Here is a 25,096-nt window from a genome sequence, read left to right on the forward strand (position 1 = left end):
GTCGCGGATGACAACGGTTTTTCAGCGGCGGGTGTAGGTCAGGTGCACGACCCCGCTGCCGAAGGGCTCGACTTCGGTGAGTCTGAAGCGCTCGGGGGAGAACCCGCCGTCGAACAGTCCGATCCCGGACCCGGCCATCACCGGGTGCAGCCCCTCTTGCAGGAAGAAGTCCGGAGCGTCGTTGGCCGGACCGCTGATGCGTCCATCGATCGTCGACGCGACCAGGTAGGTCAGTGCGCGCATCCAGGCCTCCCGGAACACCTGCGGCCTCTGAGTCTGACAGTTTTGCCTAAAACTGTAGTGGGCTCGCACCCGTGTGTCCGTGCAGTTTTAGGCAAAACTGTCACCGGCCACGCTGCACCGGGGTGCAGCGGGGCCGAAACGGGGGAGGTCAGGCCTTGGCCGGGACCTTCTCCGCGTCTTCCTCCTCGGTGAGGTCGCCGCCCCAGGCGATGCGTTCCGGGGTGTCCGGCTCCAGCGCGGCCATCGGGACCGGGGCGTTCGCACGTCGGGTCAGCGCCGAGACCACCAGGATCGTGATCAGACCGGCCAGCATGGAGATCGTCCGGAACGGGAACAGCACCTCGCCGTCCTCGAACCACGGCCAGGGCAGGAACGGCTGCAGGCCGAAGGTCGGCTCACCGCCGGACAGCCGCAGGATCGCGGCCACGACGAAGCCGCTGGCCGCGCCGATGCGGTTGGCGAACGGCACGAACAGTGCGGTGACCAGCAGCGGGAACAGCAGAACGTAGATCAGGTCACTGGCCAGGTACCACAGGCCGTAGACGCTGGCGACGTTGAGCGCGAGCAGCAGCGAGGCCGCACCGATCACCACGATCAGCCTGCGGATGACCTTCTGGACCTGCTCGGCGGTCGCCTGCGGACGCACCAGGCGCCGGTAGACGTTCCAGCCCGTCACCGAGGACGCCGACAGCACCGAGGAGTCCACCGAGGACATCACGGCGGCGGCGAGAGCACCGAGCGCGAGCGCGGCGGCACCGGTGGGCAGCAGGTAGCGCAGCACGTACGGCATCACCAGCGCCGGGTTGTCCAGCGGCGGGGCGCCCTGCGCTTGGAAATCGGCCGAGGTGGCGATGATTCCGATCAGCACCGGCGGAATCGCGGCGAGCACGCACATCGCGCTCGCGCCGAGCGACAGGCGTCGCGCGTTGGCCGGGCTGCTGGCCGACAGCACCCGCTGGAAGTACACCTGCCACGGGATGCCACCGAAGACCAGCAGCAGACCGTAGTCCCACCACTGCCAGTACGAGTGACCCCAGTCGGGGTGGTTCCAGCCGTCCAGCGGCGGGAACAACGTCGAGTAGGAGCCGAAGTGGGCGGTGTAGTTCGCCCAGGCGGGTTCCAGGCCGCCGACGGCGCTCGCCGCCAGCGGAACCGCCACGATCAGGCCGACCAGGATCACGATGACCTGCACGACGTCGGTGATGGCCACCGACCACATGCCGCCGACCACCGTGTAGGCGATGGCGATCACCGCGGACAGGATGATCGAGATGGTGAAGTCCAGCCCGATGATCGTGCCGAAGGTGGTGCCAAGCGCGGTCAGGATCGCGCCGGTCCAGAAGATCTCGCCGAGCACGGCCGGGATGGAACCGAGCCCCGCGACCTGCTTGCCGAATCGGATGTCGATCGGGTCGAGCATCGTGGTGAAGCGCCCGCGGCGCATCTTCTTGGCGAAGAACAACCCGCCGAGGAGCAGGCTGGCCGCGTAACCCCACGGCGCCTGCGCCCAGGCCATGCCATCGCTGAAGGTGGACTCCGCGGTCCCGTTGACGTATCCGCCGCCAACCCAGGTCGCGGTCATGGTGAACACGCCGATCCAGAGGGGCATGTTGCGCCCCGCGACCATCGTGTTCGCAAGTCCGCCGCCGCGTCGGGCGGCCACGAAAGCACCCAGCCAGTAGAACAGGGCGTAGAAAACCAGCATCGAGATCAGTCCGGGCCACGAAACATCCGGTTGCGCGACCGCGACATAGATCAGAGCCGCTGCCAGAACAGCGGTGAATACGCCGATTTTGACCATGTTGCGAGTACCGCCCTTTTGGGCGCTCGATGGTCGGGTGCTCTCGTCGCCGTTCGTGCGTGTGTCGGCAGGCACGCGATATTTCCTTCCGTGTCACTGTCAGAACAAGTCCGCTACCTTAGCCACTCTGAGCTGCCTTGTACAGATGTACTAGAAAGGTATCGGAACGGTCACCCTCTGCCGACAGGGGATTTTGTTGCGACATTGTGTCCTGCTGGCGCTGTCATCGTTTCCCCGAAATGGCAGCTGTCTTCGCTGGTCATCCGGCCATTTGGAGATCGAATTTCGCACGGAAAGTCCAGGTCCGATTTCCGTCCGATTTCCGGTGCTGCGCGCGCGGACGACGGCACCGGTGAGAAGGATTACCCCGCAATTGAAAGGTTTCGATCCGATCAGCCCGCGAGCACGCGAGTGAGCGGGATCGCGGGATCGGTGAGCGCTTCCGGGCTGATGCGGGTGCGGGTGGTGATCAGCGACTTGATCTGCTCGGTGGCATCCCAGATGTTGACGTTCATGCCAGCCACGACGCGGCCGTCGGCGATCCAGAAGGCGATGAACTCGCGTCCGGAGACGTCGCCGCGGAACAGCACCTCGTCGTAGCCGTCCGGAGGGACGTAGCCCTGGTACTCCATGCCGAAGTCCGGGTACTGATCGGTGAAGAAGTACGGCAGGTCGGCGTAGGTGATGTCGCCGCCCAGCATCGAGGTCGCCGCGACCGCGGGCTGGTAGAGCGCGTTGGCCCAGTGCTCGACGCGGATCTGCTGCTTCAGCAGCGGGTTGTAGGCGTTGGCCACGTCACCGGCCGCCACGATGTTCGGGTCCGTGGTGCGCAGGGTCGCATCCACCAGGACGCCGTTGGAGCAGCGCAGGCCGGCCTCGGCGGCCAGCGACACCGCGGGTTCGGCGCCGACGGCGACCAGCACCGCCTGGGCCTCGATGTCCGCGCCGTCGGCCAGGCGCACCCCGCTGACCTTGCCGTCGTCGGTCAGGATCTGCTCGACGGTGCTGCGGAACCGGAACCGCACGCCCTGCTCGCGGTGCAGCGCGGCGAAGATCTCGGCGACCTCCCAGCCCAGCGCCTGCAGCAGCGGCAGTTCGGCGGTCTCCACGACGGTCACCTCGACGCCGGCCTGCCTGGCCGCGGCGGTGATCTCCAGGCCGATCCAGCCCGCGCCGATCACCACCAGCTGCTCGATCCCGGAGAGGGCCTGCTTGATCCGGTCCGCATCGCCGACGCGGCGAAGGTGCAGGACCCCTTCCGCGTCGATGCCCGGGACCGGCAGGGAGCGGGGCGTGGCGCCGGTGGCCAGCAGCAGCTTGTCGAACTCCACGTGGGCACCGTCGGCGAGCTCCACCCGGCGCTGCGCGCGGTCGATCCGGTCGACCCTGGTGCCCAGCCGGAGGTCCACCGAGTTCTCCGCGTACCACTCCGGGGGGTGCACGTAGGCGTCGTCGAACTCGGCGGTGCCCAGCAGGTAGTCCTTGGACAGCGGCGGGCGTTCGTAGGGGCGGTGCTCCTCGTCGCCCAGCAGCGTCAGGCGTCCGTCGAAGCCCTGCACGCGCAGCGCCTCGGCGCCCTTGGCGCCCGCCATGCCGCCGCCAACGATCACGAAGCTCTCGGAAGCTCCCACAGCACCCTCCTGGACGCGCCAACCGCCGACTCGACAAGCGTCCTGCCGGGGCGACTGCCGGGCAACCGCGCGACACCGAAAGGGGCGTGCCCGACCGAGTCGGACACGCCCCGAACCTCATCGCCCGATGGTGCGAAACCAGCCAAAACCCTCGAAAACGCGACCCCGAATTCCAGGGAATTCGGTACCCGGATTTCCAGGGAATTCGGTCAGGGGGTTACTGCGTCGAGGGCGTTGATGAGGCCTGCGCCGTAGAAGCCCGCTCCGGTCTTGCCGCCGGTGCAGACCGCGTCGACCTCGCCGTCGCCGTCGCCGTCGTAGTGCTTCGGGCAGGGGCGCGGGTCGGCCTGCTCGGAGAGCGCGTCGACGGTCCGCTGCGCGTTCCAGTCGGGATGGGTGCTGCGGAGCAGCGCGGCCACGCCCGCCGCGTGCGGGCCGGCCATCGAGGTGCCCTGCATCCAGCCCCAGCCGCCACCGGGGACGGTGGACAGCACGCGGCCGTTGCCGGACGGGGTGTCCGGGACCTGGTACTTGTCGCCGCCCGGCGCGGTCACCGAGATCGAGCCCATCCCGTAGTTCGAGTAGTAGGACTTCGTCTCCTGCGCACCGGTCGCCGACACCGAGACGACCCCGTCGAGCTCACCCGGCAGGATGCGGCAGTCCGGCCCGGTGCGCCGGTCCTGCGTCGGCCCGCCGTTGTTCGGGCTGTTGGTGTCGCGGATCGGCTGCGACAGGTCCCAATTGCTGTTGCCCGCCGAGACGACGTTGACCACGTCGCGCCCCTCGGCGTAGGCGACCGAGCGGCGGACCGCCTCGGCGACGGCCTTCTGGTCCGGGTCGCTGTCGCACCACAGGTACCAGGGATCGGTGAAGTACGAGTTGTTCGTGACGTCGATGCCGTGCTCGGCGGCCCAGACGAACCCGCAGATGGCGTACTCGGGGTAGATGAAGCCCTCGTCGTTGATGACCCGGATCGAGGCCAGCGTGACGTCCGGAGCGACACCGGCCACGCCGACGCCGTTGCGCGCTGCGGCGATGGTGCCCGCGGTGTGCGTGCCGTGCGCCTGCGAGTCGCCCTCCGGCGCCCACGCCTGCTTGCTCTGGTCCGGCACGCCCTCGTCGGCGCAGTTCACCGAGCGCGACTCGTCGAGGTTGTCCCGCAGGTCGGGGTGCGTCGGGTCGATGCCGTAGTCCAGCACGCCGACGGTCACGTCCGGATCGCCCTTGGAGATCGCGTTGGCCCGGTCGCTGTTGATCTGGCGCATGTCCCACTGCTCGGGCTCGAGCGGTTCCTGCCCGTTCGCCGCCAGCGCGCTCGCTCCGCCGGTGGTGCCCTCGAGCTCCTCGAGCGTCGTGGACTGCTCGGGCGGTAACTGCTCGGCGAGGTTGCGGCTGGCGCCCGCCTGCTGCACGCCCGGCTGCTGCCGCGCGGTCTCCGCGAACTCCGGATCAGTCGAAGTCGCGATCACCACGCCGATCTGCGGCCAGGACTGCACCACGGTGCCGCCGACCGCGCGGATCGATTCCTCGGTCGGGGTCAGGTCCTGGCCCGCCGGGCCGAGGACCACGAAGTGCGCGGGCGCTGCGGTCGCGGCGGGGGCCGGGGCGGAGCCGCTGACGACACCGGCGGGTACCAGCAGCGCCAGGGTCAGGGCCGAACCCGCGATCCGCAGCGCCCGGCTTCTCCTTCGAGTGGATGACACGTGCCCTCCTGTTTGGAGCCGTTTCGTGAGCAAATCAGTCGATTCGTCGGATTCTGCGCCGGATTCGGTGAGGCCCGGTAGAGCGAAATGGAGCAATCGGGTGGCCGAAGGTGAGTCCGGTGGCACCTATCCCGCGACTGGGCAACATCGGCGTTGCGACCTAGAGTCGTCAGGTGTCGGTTGCAGATTTGAATCTCACTCCGCCGGAGCCAACCCCGAGCGAGTCGGCGATGCGTCGCGCGCTTCGCCGAGCCACCGATGGCGTTTCGCTGGACGCCACCGAAGCTGCGGTGCTGTTGCACGCCCGCGGCGACGACCTGAAGAGACTTCTCGAAGCCGCGGGGCGCGCGCGGGACGCGCACCTCACGGCCGAGGGGCATCCGGACGTGGTCACCTACAGCCGCAACGTCTTCATCCCGCTCACCCGGCTGTGCCAGGACCGCTGCCACTACTGCACGTTCGCCACCGTCCCGCACAAGGTGGAGTCGGCCTTCCTGGAGCGCGACGAGGTCGTCGAGATCGCCCGGCAGGGCGCGGCGGCGGGTTGCAAGGAGGCCCTGTTCACCCTCGGCGACCGTCCCGAGGAGCGCTGGCCGGTCGCGCGCGAATGGCTCGAGGCCAGGGGTTACGACTCCACCGTGGACTACGTGCGCGCCTGCGCGATCGCGGTGCTGGAGGAGACCGGGCTGCTGCCGCACCTCAATCCCGGTGTGCTGTCCTGGAAGGAGCTGACCAGGCTCAAGCCGGTCGCGGCCAGCATGGGCATGATGCTCGAGACCACTTCGGAGCGGTTGTGGAGCGAGAAGGGCGGCCCGCACTACGGCAGCCCGGACAAGGAGCCCGCGGTCCGCAAGCGGGTGCTCACCGACGCAGGCCGGGTGGCGGTGCCGTTCACCAGCGGCATCCTGATCGGCATCGGCGAAACTCGCACCGAACGGGCCGAATCGCTGATCGCGCTGCGGCAGAGCGCCCGCCAGTACGGGCACATCCAAGAGATCATCGTGCAGAACTTCCGCGCCAAGCCGGACACCGCGATGCGCGGTATGCCGGACGCGGACCTGCGGGAGCTGGCCGCCACCATCGCGGTGGCGCGGTTGCTGATGCCCTCCGGGGTGAGCGTGCAGGCCCCGCCCAACCTGGTCGGCGAGGAGATCCCGCTGATGCTGCGCGCGGGGATCGACGACTGGGGCGGCGTCTCGCCGGTGACGAAGGACCACGTCAACCCGGAGAAGCCCTGGCCGCAGGTCGACGAGCTCGCCGAGCTGACCGGCGACGGCGGCTTCGAGCTGCGTGAACGGCTCACCGCCTACCCGCGCTACGTGCGCAACGGCCTCGCGGGCGACAGCACCCAGTGGCTGGACCTGCGGGTGGCCGCGCACGTCGACGCACTGTCCGATGCGGACGGATTCGCCGCCCCCGATGCCGAGATCGTGGGCCGGGAGTGGCAGGAGCCCGACGGCGGGTTCGAGTCCATCGGCCGCACCGATCTGCACCGCAGCATCGACACGGCCGGGCGGAGCGAGGATCGCCGAACCGACTTCGACACGGTTTACGGCGACTGGGACGAGCTGCGCGAGCAGGTTCCGGCCCAGGGTGCGCCGGAACGCCTCGACGCCGATGTGCGCGAAGGCCTGCGGATCGCCTCCGAGGATCCTGCCGCATTGCTCGATCCGGCCAACACCGATGCCGCGATGGCATTGATGACCTGCGACGGGAGCGCTCTGGACGAGTTGGCGGGGATCGCCGACGAGCTGCGGCGCGAGGTGTCCGGCGAGGACATCACCTACGTGGTCAACCGCAACATCAACTTCTCGAACATCTGCTACGTCGGTTGCCGGTTCTGCGCCTTCGCCCAGCGCGAGCGCGACACCGACGCCTTCCGGTTGTCCCCGGAGGAGACCGCGGAGCGCGCCGACGAGGCGTGGCGGGCGGGTGCCACCGAGGTGTGCGTGCAGGGCGGCATCGATCCGCGGCTGCCGGTGTCGGGCTACGCCGATCTGGTGCGCGCGATCAAGCAGCGGGTCCCGGAGATGCACGTTCACGCGTTCTCGCCGATGGAGATCGTCAGCGCCTCGGCGAAGGCGGGCGTGAGCGTCGAGGAGTGGCTGGCCGAGCTGAAGGAGGCCGGGCTCGGCAGCATCCCGGGCACGGCCGCCGAGATCCTCGATGACGAGGTCCGCTGGGTGCTCACCAAGGGCAAGCTGCCCGCCGCCGAATGGATCGACGTGGTCAGCACCGCGCACCGGCTGGGCATCCCGTCCTCGTCGACGATGATGTACGGCCACGTGGACAGCCCGGAGCACTGGCTCGGGCACCTGCGCACCCTCGCCGGCGTGCAGGACACCGCGCGCGAGCACGGCAACGCCGGGTTCACCGAGTTCGTGCCGCTGCCGTTCGTTCACCGCAACGCGCCGATCTACCTGGCGGGCCTGGCGCGGCCGGGTCCGACCCAGCGCGACAACCGGGCGGTGCACGCGATGGGACGCATCCTGCTGCACGGCCGGGTCGACAACGTGCAGTGCTCGTGGGTCAAGCTCGGCGACTCCGGCACCACCCAGGTGCTGCACGGCGGGGCCAACGACGTCGGCGGCACGCTGATGGAGGAGACGATCAGCCGGATGGCCGGCTCCGAGCACGGTTCGGAGCGCAGCGTCGAGGAGCTGCACGAGCTGGCCGGTCAGGCCGGTCGGGCAGCGCGCCAGCGCACGACCACTTACGGACGAGTCGGCCAGGTTCAACTGGGCGTCAGCGCCGTTTAGTCCATCTGAGTGTTATTCAAGTCACTGGGTGACGCTAGGTGGGGGTGACGAGGTGTCGCCCCCACCTCTTACCTGCGAGATCGCCCCTTGCGGGGGCGCCGAAAGTCCTTGGCGCAGAGGAAATACGATCATCTGGTCGTGGCCCGTTTACGCAACGCGACCACGTCTTCGACTGGTGGTCTGTACCGTCCGCCATGGAATCGCACGAGTAGGTGACCCTCGAACGGGTCAACTTTCGCAGGGAGGCAACGCTCTTGCGTAGCCGAATAACGCGCGTGACCAGGCGTATGGCCGGGCTGGTCGCTGCGGCCATCGTGCTCCTGCCGGTAACCGCGGGCCTGGCTTCCGCCGCCACCCAGAACGCCGTGGCCGTCGGGCCTTCGGACGCGCTGCGCGCGCCGGTCGGCCTCACCGCCGTGGGCCTGGGCCTGGCGGGGATGGTGGTCGGCGCATTCCGCAAGAAGAAGGTCCAGCCGGAGAACCAGCGCAAGAGCTAGCGCGGCGTGGGTCGGTCCCGGCCCCGGGGCGGCACTTGGGAGAATCGGATTCGTGAGCAGCGACAGCCCTGAAACTCAGCAGACGGTCCGGCCCCGCGTTCTCTCCGGCATCCAGCCGACCGCCGACTCGTTCCACCTCGGCAACTACCTCGGCGCCCTGCGGGAATGGGTCACGATGCAGCAGCGCTACGAATGCTTCTTCAGCGTCGTGGACCTGCACGCCATCACCGTCGAGCAGGACCCCGAACTGCTGCGCCAGCGCACTCGGTTGTCCGCGGCACAGCTGCTCGCCCTCGGCATCGACCCGGACCGCTCGGCGCTGTTCGTGCAGAGCCACGTCCCCGAGCACGCTCAGCTGAGCTGGGTGCTGGAGTGCCTGACCGGTTTCGGCGAGGCCGGGCGGATGACCCAGTTCAAGGACAAGTCCGCGCGCCAGGAGGCCGACCACGTCAGCGTCGGCCTGTTCACCTACCCGGTGCTGCAGGCGGCGGACATCCTGCTCTACCAGGCGGACGCGGTGCCGGTGGGCGAGGACCAGCGCCAGCACCTGGAACTCACCCGCAACCTCGCGCAGCGGTTCAACTCCCGCTACGGCAACACCTTCACCGTGCCCGACGCGCACATCCCGGGTGACACCGCGAAGATCTACGATCTGCAGGACCCGGGTTCGAAGATGAGCAAGTCGGTCCCCTCCGGGGTGATCGAGCTGATGGAGGAGCCGAAGCGCTCGGCGAAGAAGATCCGTTCGGCGGTCACCGACACCGGCCGCGAGATCCGCTACGACACCGAGGGCAAGCCCGGTGTGTCCAACCTGCTGGCGATCTACTCGGCGCTGACCGACAAGAGCATCGCCGATCTGGAGTCCGAGTTCGACGGTCGCGGTTACGGCGACCTGAAGAAGGAGCTCGGCGAGGTCGTGGTCGAGTTCGTGACCCCGTTCCAGGAGCAGGTCCGCGGTTACCTGGACGACCCGGCGCAGCTGGACAAGATCCTGCACCGTGGGGCGCAGAAGGCCCGCGAGGTTTCCGCCGAGACGTTGCGAAACGTATTCGACCGGGTCGGTTTCGTCGCGCCGGGACGCTGATCTGATCATCTATGGGTAGCCTGCCACCGTTCGGCCGAACGGCTTGCGTGGTGGGAGGCTGCCCGTGGTGGGTCAACAGCAGCAGGAGAAGCCCGGCCGATTGGCCGTGTTGCGCAACGAGCACGAGTGGCTCGACCGGCTGATCCGAGCCTTCGAGCGCTACACCAAGCAATACGGCGACTACTACGCCGCGGCGATCACCTACTTCAGCGTGCTCGCCCTGGTGCCGCTGCTGATGATCGCGTTCGCGGTCGCCGGTTTCGTGCTGGCCGGGAACCCGGACCTGCTGGCCCGCCTGCAGGACTCGATCACCTCGGCGGTGCCCAGCCCGGCGATGAGCGAGATGCTCAACCGGGTCGTCAACCAGGCCATCGAGCAGGCGGGCGCGGTCGGCGTCATCGGCCTGCTCGCCGCGCTGTACTCGGGGCTGGGCTGGATGACGAACCTGCGTGAGGCGCTGACCGCGCAGTGGACCCAGGTCCCGGAACCCACCCCGATCCACAAGCGGATGGTCTCGGACCTGCTCTCCCTGTTCGGCCTGGGCCTGGCGATGGCGGTCTCCCTCGGCATCAGCGCGCTCGGCGGTGGCCTCGGTCAGACGCTGATGCAGGCGATGGGCTTCTCCGGCACCGCGTTCTCCTTCGTGATGCTGCGCATCCTGACGATCGCGCTGTCGCTGGCGGCGAGCTGGCTGGTGTTCATGTGGGTGCTCACCCGCCTGCCCCGCAAACCGGTGACGCTGCGCAGCGCGTTGTGGGGAGCTCTGTTCGCCGCGATCGGCTTCGAGATCCTCAAGCAGGTCGCGGTGATCTACCTCGGCATGGTCACCAGCTCGCCCGCCGGTGCGGCGTTCGGGCCGATCCTCGGTCTGCTGGTCTTCGCCAACCTGATGGCCCGGTTCATCCTGTTCGTCACCGCGTGGACGGCCTCGGCGCGGGAGAACCTCGAAGCCGAACCGCCGCCGGCCCCGGCACCCGCGGTCATCCGCCCGGTCGTTCAGGTCAAGCGCAGGCCCGGCCCGCGCACGACGGCGGGCCTGCTGGGCCTGGGCGCTCTCGCGGGCTGGGTCTGGCGCAAGCGCTGAACCCGCTCGGGCGGGGTCGCGTCACGGGTCCTCGTCCGATGTGGATTCCCGGCGCGCGGTGGTGGCCAGCCGGTTGCGGCGCAGCCACAGCGCCACGACGACGGCCATCGCGACCAGTGCCACGCCCAGCAGGATCAGCGGGCCCTTGATGGTGCTGAAGAACGAGTGCTCGGTGGGATCGGCCTGCGGAAGCTGCGCGCGAGCAGCAGGAGCGGCGGTCGTGGTCGTCGGCGCCGGTGAGGTGGTCACCAGCTCGCCCACCGCGGTGCCGCCGGGCAGCGCGAAGCCGTAGTCCAGCAGGCCCATCGCGTTCTGCGAGAGCCGGGTCGGGTGGTTCTCGCCGCGCACCATCACCGCCACCAGCCGGCGGTCCCCGCGCGCGGCCGAGCCGATGAAGGTGTGCCGGGCGTCATCGGTGAACCCCGTCTTGCCGCCGAGGCCGCCCGGGTAGTTCAGCAGCACGCGGTTGTCGTTCCACAGTTCGAAGGGCGGCTCGCCGGGCTTGCCGGGCATCATGATCATCTCGGAGCCGACCGCGTTGGCGAACACCGGTTCGCGCATCGCCACCCGGAAGATGGTCGCCAGGTCGTAGGCGGAGGTGCTCATCCCGGGGCCGTCCAGGCCGGACGGCGTCGCCGCGCGGGTGTCCAGGGCGCCGATCCGCTGCGCGGTGGCGTTGATCTTCTTCAGCGCCGCCCGCATACCGCCCATCTTCATCGCCAGCGCGTGCGCGGCGTCGTTGCCCGAGGCCATCAGCATCGCCTGCAGCACCTGCCCCACCGGATAGGTCAGGCCCGGCTGCAAGCCGACGCGAGTGCCCTCCTGGTTGGCGTCCTCCTGGGTGGCCACCAGGGTGTCGTCCATGTCGAGCTCGTGGATCGCCGTCAGCGCGGTCAGCGTCTTGATGGTGGAGGCGGGGCGTTGCCGGGCGTGCGGGTTCTTCGCGGCCAGGATCGCCCCGGAATCCAGGTCGGCCAGCACCCAGGACGCGGCCGCGTCGACGATCTGCGGCGGCGGGACCGGCGCGCCCTCGCCGGTGATCACCGAGCACTCGGCCATCCGCTCGCCGCCCACCGGAGTTTCCGGAACGGGTACCGGAGTGGGGGACGGCGAACCCGGTGGCGGGACCTCCGAGGTGTCGACCGGGGGCGGCGGCAGCCTGGCGTTGGGGCATGCCGGGGCCTGGGCCGCGGCGCCGGTGGCGGTCAGCAGCGGAACAGCGGTGAGCAGCGCCAGCAGCGTTGCCCAGAACGGGAATTTCACACCGGAAGTCGCCGAACGGCGGTCACGCAGCAGCACCCGTCGAGGTTAACCCGCCGCGCGCTCTCCGGCGGCGGCGCAGACCGCACCCGGGGGGTCCGGTGAGCCCCACAACAGCGGATACTGGGGCCGTGACCATTTCTCGCCGAGTCGCGGTGTTCCTGCTGGCCTTCGGGCTCTGGACCTACTTCCTGTGGCCGACCTTCATCTACAACATCTGGCAGAGCGAGCGCTCCTGGGCGGCGGGCTCGCCGACGGCCTACCTCGTGGTGCACCTGGTCATCGCCGTCATCTCCCTCGTGTTGGGGACCGCCATCGGAGTTCTCGGCTACCGAGCCCTGCGCGCCCCGAACCGCTGAGCGCGGTAGTGGTGACAGTTTTGCCTAAAACTGTCCGGACATTTCGGGTGCCGAGGGCTGACAGTTCTAGGCAAAACTGTCAGGGCCCCTGAACATGAGTCGGCTCCCCGGGCGGACCCGGGGAGCCGGAAGCGGGGGCCGGTCAGCGGCGGCGGAACATCAGGGCCCGCTTGACCTCCTGGATCGCCTTGGTGACCTGGATGCCACGCGGGCAGGCGTCCGTGCAGTTGAAGGTCGTGCGGCAGCGCCAGACACCGTCGATGTCGTTGAGGATGTCCAGGCGCTCCTCGGCACCCTCGTCACGGCTGTCGAAGATGAACCGGTGCGCGTTGACGATCGCGGCCGGGCCGAAGTAGTTGCCGTCCGACCAGTACACCGGGCACGAGGTGGTGCAGGCCGCGCACAGGATGCACTTGGTCGTGTCGTCGAAGCGCTCGCGCTCGGCGACCGACTGGATGCGCTCCCGGGTCGGCTCGTTCCCGCTGGTCATCAGGTACGGCTGGATCGACCGGTAGGCCTCGAAGAAGGGCTCCATGTTGACCAGGAGGTCCTTCTCCACCGGCAGGCCCTTGATCGGCTCGATGGTCAGCGTCGTCTCGCCGTCCTTGTTGAGCATGTCCTTCATCAGGACCTTGCAGGCGAGGCGGTTGACGCCGTTGATCCGCATCGCGTCGGACCCGCACACGCCGTGCGCGCAGGACCGGCGGAAGGTCAGCGTGCCGTCCACGTACCACTTGATGTAGTGCAGCAGGTTGAGCACCCGGTCCGACGGCAGCGACGGGATCCGGTACGACTCCCAGTGCATGTCCTCGTCCTCCTCCGGGTTGTACCGGAGGAGCTTGACGGTGACCATCGTGGCGTCGTCCGGGATCGGCGGCGCGTCCGAGGGCAGCTGGCTCGCGGGGTTCTCTGTGGCGGCGGTCATCAGTACTTACGCTCCATCGGCTGGTAGCGGGTGACGACGACGGGCTTGTAGTCCAGGCGGATGTCGGCCTGGAAGCCGGTCAACCCGAGCGGCGCGTTGGGGTCTTCCTTCTCCGGCAGCACCTTGTACTGCATGCTGTGCCGCATGAAGTTGGTGTCGTCCCGGGACGTGTAGTCCTCGCGGGCGTGACCGCCGCGGGACTCCTTGCGGGCGAGCGCTGCGTTGACCAGCGCCTCGGCCAGGTCGAGCAGGAAGCCCAGCTCGACGGCCTCCAGCAGGTCGGAGTTGTACCGCTTGCCCTTGTCGTGCACGGCGATCCGGCCGTAGCGCTCCTTGAGCGCCTGCACGTCCGACAGCGCCGTCTTGAGGGTCTCCTCGGTGCGGTACACCGAGGCGTTGGCGTCCATCGTCTGCTGCAGCTCGGTGCGGATGGTCGCGACCCGCTCGCCACCGGTGTTGGTGCGCAGGTGGTCGACCATGCCCTCGACCATCTTGGCCGGGTTCTCGGGCTGCTCCACGAACTCGTGGCTGTTCGCGTACTCCGCGGCGGCGATGCCCGAGCGGCGGCCGAACACGTTGATGTCCAGCAGCGAGTTGGTGCCCAGGCGGTTGGAGCCGTGCACCGAGACGCAGGCGGCCTCACCGGCGGCGTAGAGGCCGGCGACGGTGTTCTCGTTGTCCCGCAGCACCTGGCCCTCGACGTTGGTCGGGATCCCGCCCATCGCGTAGTGCGCGGTCGGGTAGACCGGCACCAGCTCCTCGGTCGGCTCCACGCCCAGGTAGGTCCGGGAGAACTCCATGATGTCCGGGAGCTTGGACATCAGCAGCTCTTCACCGAGGTGGGTGACGTCGAGGTAGACGTAGTCCTTCTCCGGGCCCGCGCCGCGGCCTTCCAGCACCTCCAGGGCCATCGACCGGGCGACGATGTCGCGCGGCGCGAGGTCCTTGATCGTCGGGGCGTAGCGCTCCATGAAGCGCTCGCCGTCGACGTTGCGCAGGATGCCGCCCTCGCCGCGCACGCCCTCGGTGATCAGGATGCCCAGGCCGGCCAGACCGGTCGGGTGGAACTGGTAGAACTCCATGTCCTCCAGCGGCAGGCCCTTGCGGTAGACGATCCCCATGCCGTCACCGGTGAGCGTGTGCGCGTTGGAGGTGGTCTTGAAGATCTTGCCGAAGCCGCCGGTGGCGAACACGACGGACTTGGCGTGGAAGACGTGGATCTCGCCGGTGGCCAGCTCGTAGGCGATGGCACCGGTGCAGACCTGCTCGCCGTCGGCGCCCTCGCTCATCATCACGTCGAGGACGTAGAACTCGTTGAAGAACTCCACGCCCTGCTTGACGCAGTTCTGGTACAGCGTCTGCAGGATCATGTGGCCGGTGCGGTCGGCCGCGTAGCAGGCCCGGCGCACCGGGGCCTTGCCGTGGTCGCGGGTGTGCCCGCCGAACCGGCGCTGGTCGATCTTGCCTTCGGGGGTCCGGTTGAACGGCAGCCCCATCTTCTCCAGGTCCAGGACCGCGTCGATGGCCTCCTTCGCCATGATCTCGGCGGCGTCCTGGTCGACCAGGTAGTCACCGCCCTTGATCGTGTCGAAGGTGTGCCATTCCCAGTTGTCCTCTTCGACGTTGGCCAGCGCCGCGCACATGCCGCCCTGCGCCGCACCGGTGTGCGAACGCGTCGGGTACAGCTTGGTCAGAACCGCCGTGCGGGCTCGCGATCCGGACTCGATCGCCGCGCGCATCCCGGCGCCCCCGGCGCCGACGATGACCACGTCGTACTTGTGGAATTGCATGGTCGCCTCCTCGGGCTGTGGCGGGACCCGCGATCGGCGTCGGCCCCGCCACGCTGTGGTCGTCTCTGCGGCGCTAGCCGATGTTCGGGTCGAAGGTGAAGATCACGAAGCTGCCCAGACCCACGGTCAGCAGTACGGAGACGTACAGCAGCATCTTCAGCCAGAAGCGCGTGCTGTCCTTCCGGGAGTAATCGCTGATGACGGTACGGAGACCGTTGCCGCCGTGCAGGCCGGCCAGCCACAGCATGCTCAGGTCCCAGAACTGCCAGAACGGCGAGGCCCAGCGACCTGCCACGAAGGCGAAGTTGATCCGGTGCACACCGCCGTCCAGGAACAGCATGATCAGCAGGTGCCCCAGGACCAGGAACATCAGGACGACCCCGGACAGCCGCATGAACAACCAGGCGTAGAGCTCGAAGTTGTTGCGTCGTGCGGACTGCCGGGACGGGGTGCGCGGCCTCTCCAAGGCGAGCGATGCGTCGGTCATTTGCCTCAACCCCCGAAGATTTCCGTCGCCGCGCGGGACAGCAGGCTGATCGCCGCCGGGATCATCAACACCAGCCAGAGCACCACGACCGTCCAGAGCATGGGCTTCTGGTACTGGGGGCCCTTGGCCCAGAAGTCGACCAGCATCACCCGAATGCCGTTGAAGGCGTGGAACAGCACGGCCGCGAGCAACCCGAGCTCGAACAGAATCATCACCGGAGACTTGTAGGTCTCGATGACCGTGTCGTACGCGTTCGGCGACACCCGGACCAACGCGGTGTCCAGGACGTGCACGAACAAGAAGAAGAAGGTGAGTACGCCCGTGATTCGGTGGGCGACCCACGACCACATGCCCAGATCGCCGCGGTAGAGACGACCCTTGGCGCGCGGCGCTTCGGCGCGCGTCGGTGCGTCGGCCGCGGAGGCGGTGGTGCTGGCCATGGTGGAAGGCCTCCAACCTCGCTGGTGGACTGACGGCCCCGTCCGGGAACAGGGGCGGCCGGCCCCGAGTTGCAGTTGGTCCCGGCGCTCTTGCCGGGTGCACGCCCGTCACCGGCCACGAACTAGGGCCTTGACGAGTAGGAATGCTAGACCTCGAGTATTGCCCGGGCCTACTCGCCACAGCTGTCTGTGATCGACCAGACAAGCGCCCCGACCTGGTGGATCGATGTAGAAATCATTTTGTGACACAGGAGCAATGCGCAAGCGGCAACGTCAAGACTTAATTTCGAGAGTCACGTCACCGAATGACGTGCGCCGGGTCATGAGCGAACAATCCCCACGAGAAAAAACACGTTCGAGTGGAGTTCGCTCTAGGACGCCTTCGCTGATCCGGGGGATGTGACCGGGACCGGCGGAAGTGAATGGGAAAGGGGAATCGGCATGCGGCGAACGCCGACTGTCAGACGGCTCTCGGGTGCGGGGAAAGCGCGCCGGACCGGAGTCGCGGCGGCTGCGCTGCTGCTCAGCGGTGCGATGGCGCTGAGCGGGTGCGCCAAGGACACCGGCGGCGGGGGCGGAAGCGCCTCCGGGCAGCCGTGCCAAACCAAGCCCGCGCCGAGCGGGCCCGCGATGACCACCTCGCAGGAGCGGCAGCAGACGCCGCCGGACGCCAGCGACGTCCGGGTCGGCCTCGCCTTCGACATCGGCGGCCGCGGTGACGGGTCGTTCAACGACGCCTCGGTGGCGGGTCTGGACCGCGCGAAGAAGGACATGAATCTCGGCGAGGTCAAGGAGCTCGACTCCGAGGCCAACGAGTCCGCGAGCGCCAAGCTGACCCGGCTGCGCCAGCTCGCCCGCGAGGGCTACAACCCGGTGATCGCGGTCGGCTACTCCTACGCGGACTCGGTCGGCACGGTCGCCGAGGAGTTCCCCGATACCCAGTTCGCGATCATCGACGACGACACGGTCAGGCAGCCGAACGTGACGCCGCTGGTCTTCTCCGAGGAGAAGGGCTCCTTCCTGGCGGGCGTCATCGCCGCGCACAAGTCGCAGACCTGCCACATCGGCTTCGTGGGCGGTGTGGAGACCCCGCTGATCAAGAAGTTCGAGGCGGGCTACGTCGCGGGTGCCAAGGCGGCCGCGCCGGACATCGAGATCGACAGCGACTACCTGACCCCGGCGGGCGACTACACCGGGTTCCAGGACCCGAACAAGGCCGCCGAGGTCTCCTCGGGAATGCTCGACGGCGGCGCGGACGTGCTCTACCACGCGGCGGGCGCCTCCGGTAAGGGCATGTTCAGCTCGGTCAAGGCCTCCGACGCGATGGCCATCGGGGTCGACTCCGACCAGTACAACCAGCCTTCGGTCGCGGCCTACAAGGACGTGATCATCAGCTCGATGCTCAAGCGCATCGACCTGGCGGTGTACGACTACGTGGCCGACTTCGCCCGCGGCGACCTGGGCGCGGTGCCGGAGCGGTTCAACATCGCCAACGGCGGCGTCACCTACGCGACCTCCGGGGGCAAGGTCGACGACCTGAAGCCCACGCTGGAGGCCTACGAGGCCGCCATCGCCAGGGGAGACATCCAGGTGCCCAAGAAGCCCTGACACACTCCTCCGTGGCCTTTGACGCGGTGCTTAGGGGGCGCCCCGCCCGGCGCGGCTGGGTGCCCCCTCGCGCTTTCATCCCCGAACGGTGGCGGTTTCGTGCCAGCGGCATGTCGCCTGCGGCCGGAACCGTCCATTGTTGAGCGTCCCCCTGGTTCGCCGCCGGTGAATAATCCCCTGGAGCATCCGTGAACACCTCTGCCGAGTCGAAACCCGGCGGCGCGCCCGCCGTCGAGCTCTCCGGCATAACCAAGACCTTTCCGGGCGTGGTCGCCAATTCCGACGTGAACCTGTCCGTGCGCGCCGCCGAGGTGCACGCGCTGTGCGGGGAGAACGGGGCGGGGAAGTCGACCCTGATGAAGATCCTCTACGGGATGCAGCAGCCCGACTCCGGAACCATCCGGGTCGGTGGTGAGGAGCTTCGCTTCAAGACCCCGGCGGAGGCCATCAGGGCCGGGATCGGCATGGTCCACCAGCACTTCATGCTGGCCGACAACCTGACCGTGCTGGAGAACATCGTGCTCGGCGCGGAGGGGTCGCACGGCATCGGCGGCAAGGCGCGCAAGCGGGTCATCGAGCTGGCCGAGCAGGCCGGTTTAGAGATGCGCCCGGACGCGCTGGTGGAGAGCCTCGGCGTGGCCGACCGGCAGCGGGTGGAGATCCTCAAGGTCCTCTACCGCGGCGCCGAGATCATCATCCTGGACGAGCCGACCGCGGTGCTGGTCCCGCAGGAGGTCGACGAGCTGTTCGCGACCCTGCGCGGGATGCGCGAGCACGGGTACACGTTCCTGTTCATCTCGCACAAGCTCGACGAGGTCCGCTCGATCGCCGACACCATCACGGTGCTGCGTCGCGGCACCACCGTTGGTTCGGTGGCCGCCTCGGAGGTCACCAGCCGCAGCCTGGCCGAGATGATGGTCGGCAGCGAGCTCCCCGCGCCCGAGCGCGGTCCCGCCACCGTCGCCGACCGGGAGGTCTTGAAGGTCTCCGGGATGTCGTCGACCGAGGACGGACGGCCGATCCTGGACGGCGTCGACCTGGAGGTCGCGGCGGGGCAGGTCGTGGGCATCGCGGGCGTCGAGGGCAACGGCCAGACCGAGCTCGTCGAGGCCATCATGGGCATGCGATCGATCGATTCCGGCTCCGTCGCGCTCGACGGCACCGACATCTCCGGGCTGTCCACACTGCACCGCCGCGAAGCCGGGATCGGCTACATCCCCGAGGATCGCCACCGGCAGGGCCTGCTGCTGGACCAGCAGTTGTGGATGAACCGGATTCTGGGCCACCAGACCCGGCGGCCGGTCTCCAGCGGCCAGTGGCTGGACCGCGCCGGGGCCAAGAGGGACACCGAGCGCATCGTCGAGCAGTTCGACGTGCGCACCCCGGGCATCGACGTCGACGCGGCGGCGTTGTCCGGCGGCAACCAGCAGAAGCTCGTCGTGGGCCGGGAGCTGTCCGGTGAGCCGAAGCTGCTGATCGCGGCCCACCCGACGCGCGGTGTGGACATCGGAGCGCAGGCCGGGATCTGGGAACACCTGCGCAACGCGCGGGACGAGGGGCTGGCGGTGCTGCTGATCTCGGCCGATCTCGATGAGCTCATCGGGTTGTCGGACACCATCCGGGTCATGTTCCGCGGCCGGTTGGTCGCCGAGGCCGACCCGAAGACGGTGACCCCGGAGGAGCTCGGGGCGGCCATGACCGGTGCGCAGGAGTCCGCGTGAGTCATGAACTGAACGAGGTTCCGGCAACGGCCGGGATCGCCGCTCGAACTCAGGAGGCGGTGTGAACACCTGGCGGGCGCGGTTGCTGCCGCCGGCCTTGGCGATTGTCTTCTCCATCGTGCTGTGCAGCGCGGTGCTGCTGGTCTCCGGCGCGAATCCGATCGCGACCCTGTTGGAGATGGTCGCCCAGGTCGGCCGGGGCACGACCCTGGTGGACATCATCAACACGGCGGGTGCCTACTACCTGGTGGCGATCGCGGCCGCGATCGGCTTCCAGATGAACCTGCTCAACATCGGCATCGAGGGGCAGTACCGGCTCGCCGCGTGCGTGGCCGCGATCGTCGGCGCCTCGGTGAGCCTGCCGTTCGGGCTGCACGCGCTGCTGATCGTGGTCGTCGGCGCGGCGACCGGCGCGCTCTACGTCGGCATCGCCGCGGTGCTCAAGGTCTACCGCGGGGTCTCCGAGGTGATCTCCACGATCATGCTCAACACCCTGGCGCTGGGGCTGGTCTCGTACCTGGTGACCAACTTCGGCGTGATGAGCGGCAACAACCAGAGCACCGGGCTCATCCCGGCCTCCGGCCGGATCCCGGGCATCCCGCTGGGCGGCTACGGCACGGTGTTCGGCCTGGTGCTGCTTTCGGTGTTGGTCGGTGTCGGCTACGCGTTGCTGATCAACCGCACCCGGTTCGGGTTCGAGCTCAAGGCTTCCGGCCTTTCCCCGACCGCGGCGGCCGCGGGTGGTGTCAACTCCAAGAAGATGGTGCTCACCGCGCTGCTGCTGTCCGGAGCCATCGCCGGGCTCGCGGGCCTGCCGGAGATCCTCGGCCGCGACCACACCTTCACCATCACGTTCCCCGCGGGCTACGGCTTCGCGGGCCTGGCCATCGCGCTGCTCGGCCGAAACCACCCGCTGGGCGTGGCGTTCGGCGCGCTGCTGTGGTCCTTCTTGGACAAGAGCTCGCTGACGCTGGACAACATCGGCGTGCCCCGGGAGATCGTGACGATCGTGCAGGGCACCATCGTGCTGTCCGTGGTGGTGGCCTACGAGCTGGTGCGCCGCCGCGAACTCGCCCGCGAGCAGAGCAAGGTCGGCAAGGAACTGGGCACCGCGGTCGAGCCGGCCGCCGCTGCCGGCGGAGGTGAGAAGGCATGACCGCGGTCGCGACCGAAGACAAGCCCAAGGCCGCGGGTGGCGGCTCCCGGATGCCCGGCTGGGCGCGCGTGCTGCTGTGGACGACCGTCGGCTTCCTGGCCGTGTCGATCACCTCGTACCAGACCGGGGTGCTCGCGCTGACCTCCTCGGGGACCGTGGAGGCCGCGGTGCGGCTCGGCGTGCCGATCCTGTTCGCTGCGCTCGGCGGTCTGTGGGCCGAACGCGCCGGCGTGATCAACATCGGCCTCGAGGGCATGATGATCCTGGGAACCTGGGGCGGTGCCTGGGCCGGCTACCAGTGGGGACCGTTGGCCGGGCTGATCGCCGCGGCCGTGTTCGGGGCGCTCGGCGGCCTGGTGCACGCGATCGCCACGGTGAGCTTCGGCGTCAACCACATCGTCTCCGGTGTGGCCATCAACCTGCTCGGCGCCGGCGCCACGAAGTACCTGTCGACGCTGCTGTTCGAGCCGATCTCGCACAACCCGCGCGAATCCCCGCCGGTGCCCAAGTTCGACACCTACTCGATGCAGCCGCTGTCGACCTGGCTGGGACAGCTGGAGGACGTCCAGCGGGTCATCATCTCCGACTTCGCGGGCATCCTCGGCGGTCTGGTCTCCGGTGTCTCCCCGACGACCATGCTGGCCTACCTGCTGGTGCCGGTGAGCTATCTGGTGCTGTGGCGCAGCCCGTTCGGGCTGCGGCTGCGGTCCTGCGGTGAGAACCCGGTGGCCGCCGAGTCGCTGGGCGTCAACGTCTACCGGTACAAGTACCTGGCGCTGATCGCCTCCGGCGCGCTCGCCGGGCTCGGCGGCGCCGCGCTGGTGCTCAACCAGGGCAGCTCCGGCTACCTGGAGAACCAGACGAACAACCGCGGCTACATCGGCCTGGCCGCGATGATCTTCGGCAACTGGCGGCCCGGCGGCCTGCTCGGCGGTTCCGCGCTGTTCGGCTACTCCGACGGCCTGCAGCTGCGCAGCGGCGAGACCAGCGTGCACGCGCTGTTCTACGGCGCCACGCTGCTGCTCGTGGTGGTCGCGGCGGTGCAGCTGTGGCGGCGCAACTGGTTCGCCTCCGGCGCTTCGCTGGTGGCTGCCGCCGCGATGTACTCGGTGTACTGGTACACCGACGAGCTGCCCGAGGAGCTGACCGCCTACACGCCGCACCTGGTGACCCTGGTGGTGCTCGCGGCCGCGTCGCAGCGACTGCGACCGCCGGCGGCCAACGGGATGCAGTACCGGAGGGGCGTCGACTGATGTCCGATGTGGACTGGGAAGCGCTGCGCGCCGCGGCGGTCGAGGCCGCGGCGCACGCCTACTGCCCGTACTCCGGGCTGCAGGTCGGTGCGGCGGCCGTCTGCGACGACGGCCGGGTGGTCACCGGCTGCAACGTGGAGAACGGTTCCTACGGCGTGACGCTGTGCGCCGAGTGCACGATGGCGGGCAGCCTCCGGATGACCGGTGGCGGCCGTTTCACCGCCGTGGCCTGCCGCAGCGGTCAGGGCGCCCTGCTGATGCCCTGCGGGCGCTGCAGGCAGATCCTCCAGGAGCTCGGCGGGCCGGACTGCCTGATCGACACCCCCAGGGGCGTCCTGGCGATGCGAGAAGTCCTCCCGGACGCCTTCGAGCTCTGAGGTGACAGTTTTGCCTAAAACTGCACGGCCTCGGTGCCCGAAACATCCGTACAGTTTTAGGCAAAACTGTCGCAGGAGGTGATCCGGTGTTCTCGGCCGTGGACGTCATCCGGGCCAAGCGGGACGGTGGGCAGCTCGATGACGAGCAGATCGACTGGGTGATCGCTGCCTACACCGCCGGCGAGGTCGCCGAGGAGCAGATGGCCGCGCTGGCGATGGCGGTGCTGCTGCGGGGGATGACGCCGAGCGAGACCGCTCGGTGGACCAAGGCGATGGTCGAATCTGGCAAGACCCTCGACTTCGGCTCGGTCGGCAGGCCCACCGCGGACAAGCACTCCACCGGCGGTGTCGGGGACAAGATCACGCTGCCGCTGACCCCGCTGGTCGCCGCGTGCGGAGCTGCGGTGCCCCAGCTGTCCGGCCGCGGGCTCGGGCACACCGGGGGAACCCTGGACAAGCTGGAGTCCATCCCGGGCTGGCGCGCCGAGCTCAGCGACACCGAGATCGCGCGGAACCTGCGCGGGCCGGGCGCGGTGGTGTGCGCGGCTACCGAGGACCTCGCGCCCGCGGACCGCAAGCTCTACGCGCTGCGCGACGTCACGGCGACGGTGGAGTCGATCCCGCTGATCGCCGCGTCGATCATGAGCAAGAAGCTCGCCGAGGGAACCGAATCCCTCGTCCTGGACGTCAAGTGCGGTTCCGGCGCCTTCATGAAGGACCTCGACCAGGCCCGGGAACTGGCTCGCGCGCTCGTCGACATCGGCGCCGCCAACGGCCTGCGCACCAGTTCGCTGATCACCGACATGTCCGCCCCGCTCGGTCGCGCGGTCGGCAACGCGCTCGAGGTGGACGAGGCCGTCGAGGTCCTCAGCGGCGGCGGCCCGCCCGACGTCGTCGAACTGACCGTGCGGCTGGCCCGCGAGATGCTCGCGCACGCGGGGATCGGCGACGTCGATCCGGCCGATGCGCTGGCCGACGGCCGCGCGCACGACAAGTGGCGCGAGATGATCCGGGCGCAGGGCGGCGATCCGGCTGCGGAGCTGCCCCGGGCGCAGCACGTCGAGGTCGTCAGCGCACCGGAGTCGGGAACGTTGACCGGGCTGGACGCCTACCGGGTCGGCATCGCCGCGTGGCGCCTCGGTGCGGGCCGCGCCCGCAGGGAGGACGCCGTCCAGCACGCGGCGGGGGTGCGCTGCCTGGTCAAGCCGGGCGAGCGGGTCACCGCGGGATCGCCCCTGCTGGAGCTGCACACCGACAGCCCGGACACCATTCCGGCCGCTCGCGAAAGCCTGGAGGGCGCAAGCGAAATCAGCGGCGCCGACCGAACGTCGACGCCGCTGATCCTCGACCGGATCGCCCCGCGGGACTGAGACCGGCCGCGCCTCACCGCGCGGCCGGTTCCACCCTTGGGCTCAGGCGCTCTCGGCGGTCAGGTCGTCGTCGCCACCGTCGGTCAGCGCCTTGTCGGACTCGCGCTTGGCGCTCTTCGAGCGGCCGCCGCCGCGACGCTGTTGCTGCTGCTGACGCGGCAGCGTCGTGGGCGGCGGCGGGGACTGCGCACCGCCACCGCCGAGGATGAGCTCGGCGAAGGTCGCCATGGCCTCGTCGAGCTGACCCGCGTGCCGCTGGTCGCTCTCCTCGGTGGCCTGACGCACTAGGGCGCCCACGGCCTCCGAGTCGGGCCGCTCGGAGATCGTGCCGGACAGCTGCGAGAGGTTCTGCGACAGCGTGCCGCCCAGCTCGCCCAGCCCGGTCTTGACGCCCTCCTCGACGGTGTCCAGCCGGGAGGTGAAGCCCTGCTCGACGGCGTCGATGCGGGTGTTGACGTTGTCCTCGACCTGGGACAGCCGACCGGAGACCTCGTCCAGCCGGTTGGTCATCGCCTCGAGGCGCTCGGCCAGGGCGTTGAGCTTGTCGGTCGGGTCGACGGCGGGACGCTCGGTCAGGTCGTTGAGCTTGGCGTCCAGCTGGTCGCGAGTGCTGCTGACGGACTCGGCGAGCTCCTTGCGGGCGCTGCCGGTGGACTCGGTGACCGCGCGCTGCAGCGCCTCGCGGGTGCCGTCGAGGTGCTCGTGCACGCCCTCGTCGATCTCGGCGAACCGGCCGCGCAGATTGGTCTCCAGCGAGTCGATCCGCTCGCGCATCGGGTCCTGCACCGAGGAGGGCAGCGATTCCAGGCGCCCGTCCTGCTTGTCCAGGTGCTGGCCGAGCTCGTCGAGGCGCTTGTGGATGTGGCCGAGCTTGTCCTCCAGCCCGTCCATCCGACCGGAGACGCCATCCATCCGGCCCACGACGCCGTCCAGGCGCCCGTCGAGCTGCGCGAAGGGCTGGGCCAGCTTGTCGGCCATCGTCTCGATGGCGCCCTTGAGGTCGAGCAGCGCGTTGTCGTGCGACTCGAGCTTGGACAGGGTCTCGTCGAGTCGTTCGGCCAGGACGCTGACCTCGGTCCGGTCCGGCAGCTCGGACAGACGCTTGCGCACGGAGCCCAGCGACTCCAGCGGGGACAACCGGGCGTGGATCTCGTCCAGTGCGTCGAAGATCTGCTGCTGTTCGCTTTCGCGGATTTCAGCCGCACGCGTGAGCATGTTCCGCATGCGGTCGAACGACATGTTCTCGGTCACGGCTAGGGGCGTCCTTCGTCGAGGGGGGTGAGGACTCGAGAAGCGTAGCCATTACTTTTGCGCCCGCCCATCCGCCCCCGGTTACATTCCGCGACATCTGTCCCCCAAGCGGCTCCATCTGGCCCGGTCGTATTGGTTCCAATGGCTCAGCGAGAGCGGTGAATGGGAGCAGTATTTGCCGCTGCCTCCATCTGAGTGAGTTTTATCTGCGAAAAGTTGATTGCGGAGCACCCGCGGCCACCCGCGCGGTCGCTGTGCGTGAGTCGCGGGGTGCACTGCGTGAGCACCGGGCGATTG

21 protein-coding genes are annotated in these 25,096 nt (G+C 69.0%); 11 read left to right on the plus strand and 10 right to left on the minus strand.

The genetic code is table 11. The features are described 5' to 3' along the window. Positions 1 to 21 precede the first annotated feature (21 nt). The 4 genes from ABD289_RS06870 to ABD289_RS06885 form a co-directional block, all read right to left on the minus strand. Positions 22 to 243 carry a dihydrofolate reductase family protein gene (locus ABD289_RS06870; RefSeq protein ID WP_344127808.1) on the minus strand — a complete coding sequence of 74 codons (222 nt, stop codon included), beginning with the start codon at positions 241 to 243 and terminating at the stop codon, positions 22 to 24. Positions 244 to 391: 148 nt separating this feature from the next. Next, a complete protein-coding gene (locus ABD289_RS06875; protein ID WP_344127810.1) occupies positions 392 to 2,119 on the minus strand; it encodes a high affinity choline transporter 1 in 1,728 nt (575 codons plus the stop codon). A 317-nt stretch (positions 2,120 to 2,436) separates the two neighbouring features. Next, complete coding sequence (locus ABD289_RS06880; RefSeq protein WP_344127812.1) at positions 2,437 to 3,675, minus strand: NAD(P)/FAD-dependent oxidoreductase; 1,239 nt, start codon at positions 3,673 to 3,675, stop codon at positions 2,437 to 2,439. A gap of 209 nt (positions 3,676 to 3,884) precedes the next feature. Beyond that, entirely contained in the window at positions 3,885 to 5,378 is a 1,494-nt protein-coding gene (locus tag ABD289_RS06885) for a S8 family peptidase (RefSeq protein ID WP_344127814.1), read from the minus strand. A gap of 230 nt (positions 5,379 to 5,608) precedes the next feature. Here ABD289_RS06885 and ABD289_RS06890 point away from each other — a divergent pair, with 230 nt between their 5' ends. The 4 genes from ABD289_RS06890 (at position 5,609) to yhjD (ending at position 10,802) form a co-directional block, all read left to right on the plus strand. Continuing rightward, complete coding sequence (locus ABD289_RS06890; protein ID WP_425564588.1) at positions 5,609 to 8,137, plus strand: bifunctional FO biosynthesis protein CofGH; 2,529 nt, start codon at positions 5,609 to 5,611, stop codon at positions 8,135 to 8,137. 275 nt (positions 8,138 to 8,412) lie between these two features. After that, positions 8,413 to 8,634, plus strand: a complete 222-nt coding sequence (locus ABD289_RS06895) for a hypothetical protein (RefSeq protein WP_344127818.1) — start codon at positions 8,413 to 8,415, stop codon at positions 8,632 to 8,634. A 52-nt stretch (positions 8,635 to 8,686) separates the two neighbouring features. After that, a complete protein-coding gene (gene trpS, locus ABD289_RS06900) occupies positions 8,687 to 9,718 on the plus strand; it encodes a tryptophan--tRNA ligase (RefSeq protein ID WP_344127820.1) in 1,032 nt (343 codons plus the stop codon). Positions 9,719 to 9,782: 64 nt separating this feature from the next. Further along, positions 9,783 to 10,802, plus strand: coding sequence for an inner membrane protein YhjD (yhjD, locus tag ABD289_RS06905; RefSeq protein WP_344127823.1), 1,020 nt, complete (start codon positions 9,783 to 9,785; stop codon positions 10,800 to 10,802). Positions 10,803 to 10,823: 21 nt separating this feature from the next. Here yhjD and ABD289_RS06910 read toward each other — a convergent pair whose 3' ends face one another. Further along, the gene (locus tag ABD289_RS06910) at positions 10,824 to 12,101 is read right to left on the minus strand and encodes a D-alanyl-D-alanine carboxypeptidase family protein (RefSeq protein ID WP_344127825.1); all 1,278 of its coding nucleotides are present in this window, start codon (positions 12,099 to 12,101) and stop codon (positions 10,824 to 10,826) included. Positions 12,102 to 12,193: 92 nt separating this feature from the next. Between ABD289_RS06910 and ABD289_RS06915 the strand changes: the two genes are divergently transcribed. Then, the gene (locus ABD289_RS06915) at positions 12,194 to 12,421 is read left to right on the plus strand and encodes an SCO4848 family membrane protein (protein WP_344127827.1); all 228 of its coding nucleotides are present in this window, start codon (positions 12,194 to 12,196) and stop codon (positions 12,419 to 12,421) included. 142 nt (positions 12,422 to 12,563) lie between these two features. On the opposite strand, the gene ABD289_RS06920 is transcribed toward ABD289_RS06915, so the two are convergent. From ABD289_RS06920 to sdhC, 4 genes are all read right to left on the minus strand, one after another. Then, complete coding sequence (locus ABD289_RS06920) at positions 12,564 to 13,346, minus strand: succinate dehydrogenase iron-sulfur subunit (protein ID WP_344127829.1); 783 nt, start codon at positions 13,344 to 13,346, stop codon at positions 12,564 to 12,566. Next, complete coding sequence (gene sdhA / locus ABD289_RS06925) at positions 13,346 to 15,136, minus strand: succinate dehydrogenase flavoprotein subunit (RefSeq protein ID WP_344127831.1); 1,791 nt, start codon at positions 15,134 to 15,136, stop codon at positions 13,346 to 13,348. Before sdhA ends, ABD289_RS06920 begins: the two co-directional genes overlap by 1 nt. 73 nt (positions 15,137 to 15,209) lie before the next feature. Beyond that, a complete protein-coding gene (locus ABD289_RS06930; protein WP_344127834.1) occupies positions 15,210 to 15,623 on the minus strand; it encodes a succinate dehydrogenase hydrophobic membrane anchor subunit in 414 nt (137 codons plus the stop codon). A gap of 5 nt (positions 15,624 to 15,628) precedes the next feature. Then, positions 15,629 to 16,063, minus strand: coding sequence for a succinate dehydrogenase, cytochrome b556 subunit (gene sdhC / locus ABD289_RS06935; protein ID WP_344127836.1), 435 nt, complete (start codon positions 16,061 to 16,063; stop codon positions 15,629 to 15,631). Between the two features lie 534 nt (positions 16,064 to 16,597). Here sdhC and ABD289_RS06940 point away from each other — a divergent pair. The 6 genes from ABD289_RS06940 (at position 16,598) to ABD289_RS06965 (ending at position 23,548) form a co-directional block, all read left to right on the plus strand. Next, complete coding sequence (locus tag ABD289_RS06940; RefSeq protein WP_344127838.1) at positions 16,598 to 17,671, plus strand: BMP family lipoprotein; 1,074 nt, start codon at positions 16,598 to 16,600, stop codon at positions 17,669 to 17,671. A gap of 188 nt (positions 17,672 to 17,859) precedes the next feature. Beyond that, positions 17,860 to 19,392: an ABC transporter ATP-binding protein gene (locus ABD289_RS06945; protein WP_344127840.1), complete on the plus strand. Its 1,533-nt coding sequence runs from the start codon at positions 17,860 to 17,862 to the stop codon at positions 19,390 to 19,392. Between the two features lie 61 nt (positions 19,393 to 19,453). Further along, positions 19,454 to 20,548 (plus strand): ABC transporter permease, encoded by a 1,095-nt coding sequence (locus ABD289_RS06950; RefSeq protein WP_344127842.1) that lies wholly within the window; start codon positions 19,454 to 19,456, stop codon positions 20,546 to 20,548. Next, positions 20,545 to 21,801 carry an ABC transporter permease gene (locus tag ABD289_RS06955; protein ID WP_344127844.1) on the plus strand — a complete coding sequence of 419 codons (1,257 nt, stop codon included), beginning with the start codon at positions 20,545 to 20,547 and terminating at the stop codon, positions 21,799 to 21,801. Before ABD289_RS06950 ends, ABD289_RS06955 begins: the two co-directional genes overlap by 4 nt. Then, complete coding sequence (locus ABD289_RS06960; RefSeq protein WP_344127846.1) at positions 21,801 to 22,178, plus strand: cytidine deaminase; 378 nt, start codon at positions 21,801 to 21,803, stop codon at positions 22,176 to 22,178. Before ABD289_RS06955 ends, ABD289_RS06960 begins: the two co-directional genes overlap by 1 nt. Before the next feature lie 86 nt (positions 22,179 to 22,264). Then, complete coding sequence (locus ABD289_RS06965; protein WP_344127848.1) at positions 22,265 to 23,548, plus strand: thymidine phosphorylase; 1,284 nt, start codon at positions 22,265 to 22,267, stop codon at positions 23,546 to 23,548. 42 nt (positions 23,549 to 23,590) lie between these two features. Here ABD289_RS06965 and ABD289_RS06970 read toward each other — a convergent pair whose 3' ends face one another. Beyond that, positions 23,591 to 24,799, minus strand: a complete 1,209-nt coding sequence (locus ABD289_RS06970; protein WP_344127850.1) for a hypothetical protein — start codon at positions 24,797 to 24,799, stop codon at positions 23,591 to 23,593. Positions 24,800 to 25,096: the final 297 nt, after the last annotated feature.

Origin of the sequence: Saccharopolyspora halophila (assembly GCF_039531955.1) — a bacterium.
GTDB classification, from domain to species: domain Bacteria; phylum Actinomycetota; class Actinomycetes; order Mycobacteriales; family Pseudonocardiaceae; genus Saccharopolyspora; species Saccharopolyspora halophila.

What these genes read in the sequence shown, in the direction of transcription:
- ABD289_RS06870 (WP_344127808.1), bottom strand. Translation starts at nt 243, where the DNA reads ATGCGCGCACTGACCTACCTGGTCGCGTCGACGATCGATGGACGCATC.
- ABD289_RS06890 (WP_425564588.1), top strand. Translation starts at nt 5,609, where the DNA reads ATGCGTCGCGCGCTTCGCCGAGCCACCGATGGCGTTTCGCTGGACGCC.
- ABD289_RS06920 (WP_344127829.1), bottom strand. Translation starts at nt 13,346, where the DNA reads ATGACCGCCGCCACAGAGAACCCCGCGAGCCAGCTGCCCTCGGACGCG.
- sdhA (WP_344127831.1), bottom strand. Translation starts at nt 15,136, where the DNA reads ATGCAATTCCACAAGTACGACGTGGTCATCGTCGGCGCCGGGGGCGCC.
- ABD289_RS06930 (WP_344127834.1), bottom strand. Translation starts at nt 15,623, where the DNA reads ATGACCGACGCATCGCTCGCCTTGGAGAGGCCGCGCACCCCGTCCCGG.
- sdhC (WP_344127836.1), bottom strand. Translation starts at nt 16,063, where the DNA reads ATGGCCAGCACCACCGCCTCCGCGGCCGACGCACCGACGCGCGCCGAA.
- ABD289_RS06940 (WP_344127838.1), top strand. Translation starts at nt 16,598, where the DNA reads ATGGCGCTGAGCGGGTGCGCCAAGGACACCGGCGGCGGGGGCGGAAGC.
- ABD289_RS06955 (WP_344127844.1), top strand. Translation starts at nt 20,545, where the DNA reads ATGACCGCGGTCGCGACCGAAGACAAGCCCAAGGCCGCGGGTGGCGGC.
- ABD289_RS06960 (WP_344127846.1), top strand. Translation starts at nt 21,801, where the DNA reads ATGTCCGATGTGGACTGGGAAGCGCTGCGCGCCGCGGCGGTCGAGGCC.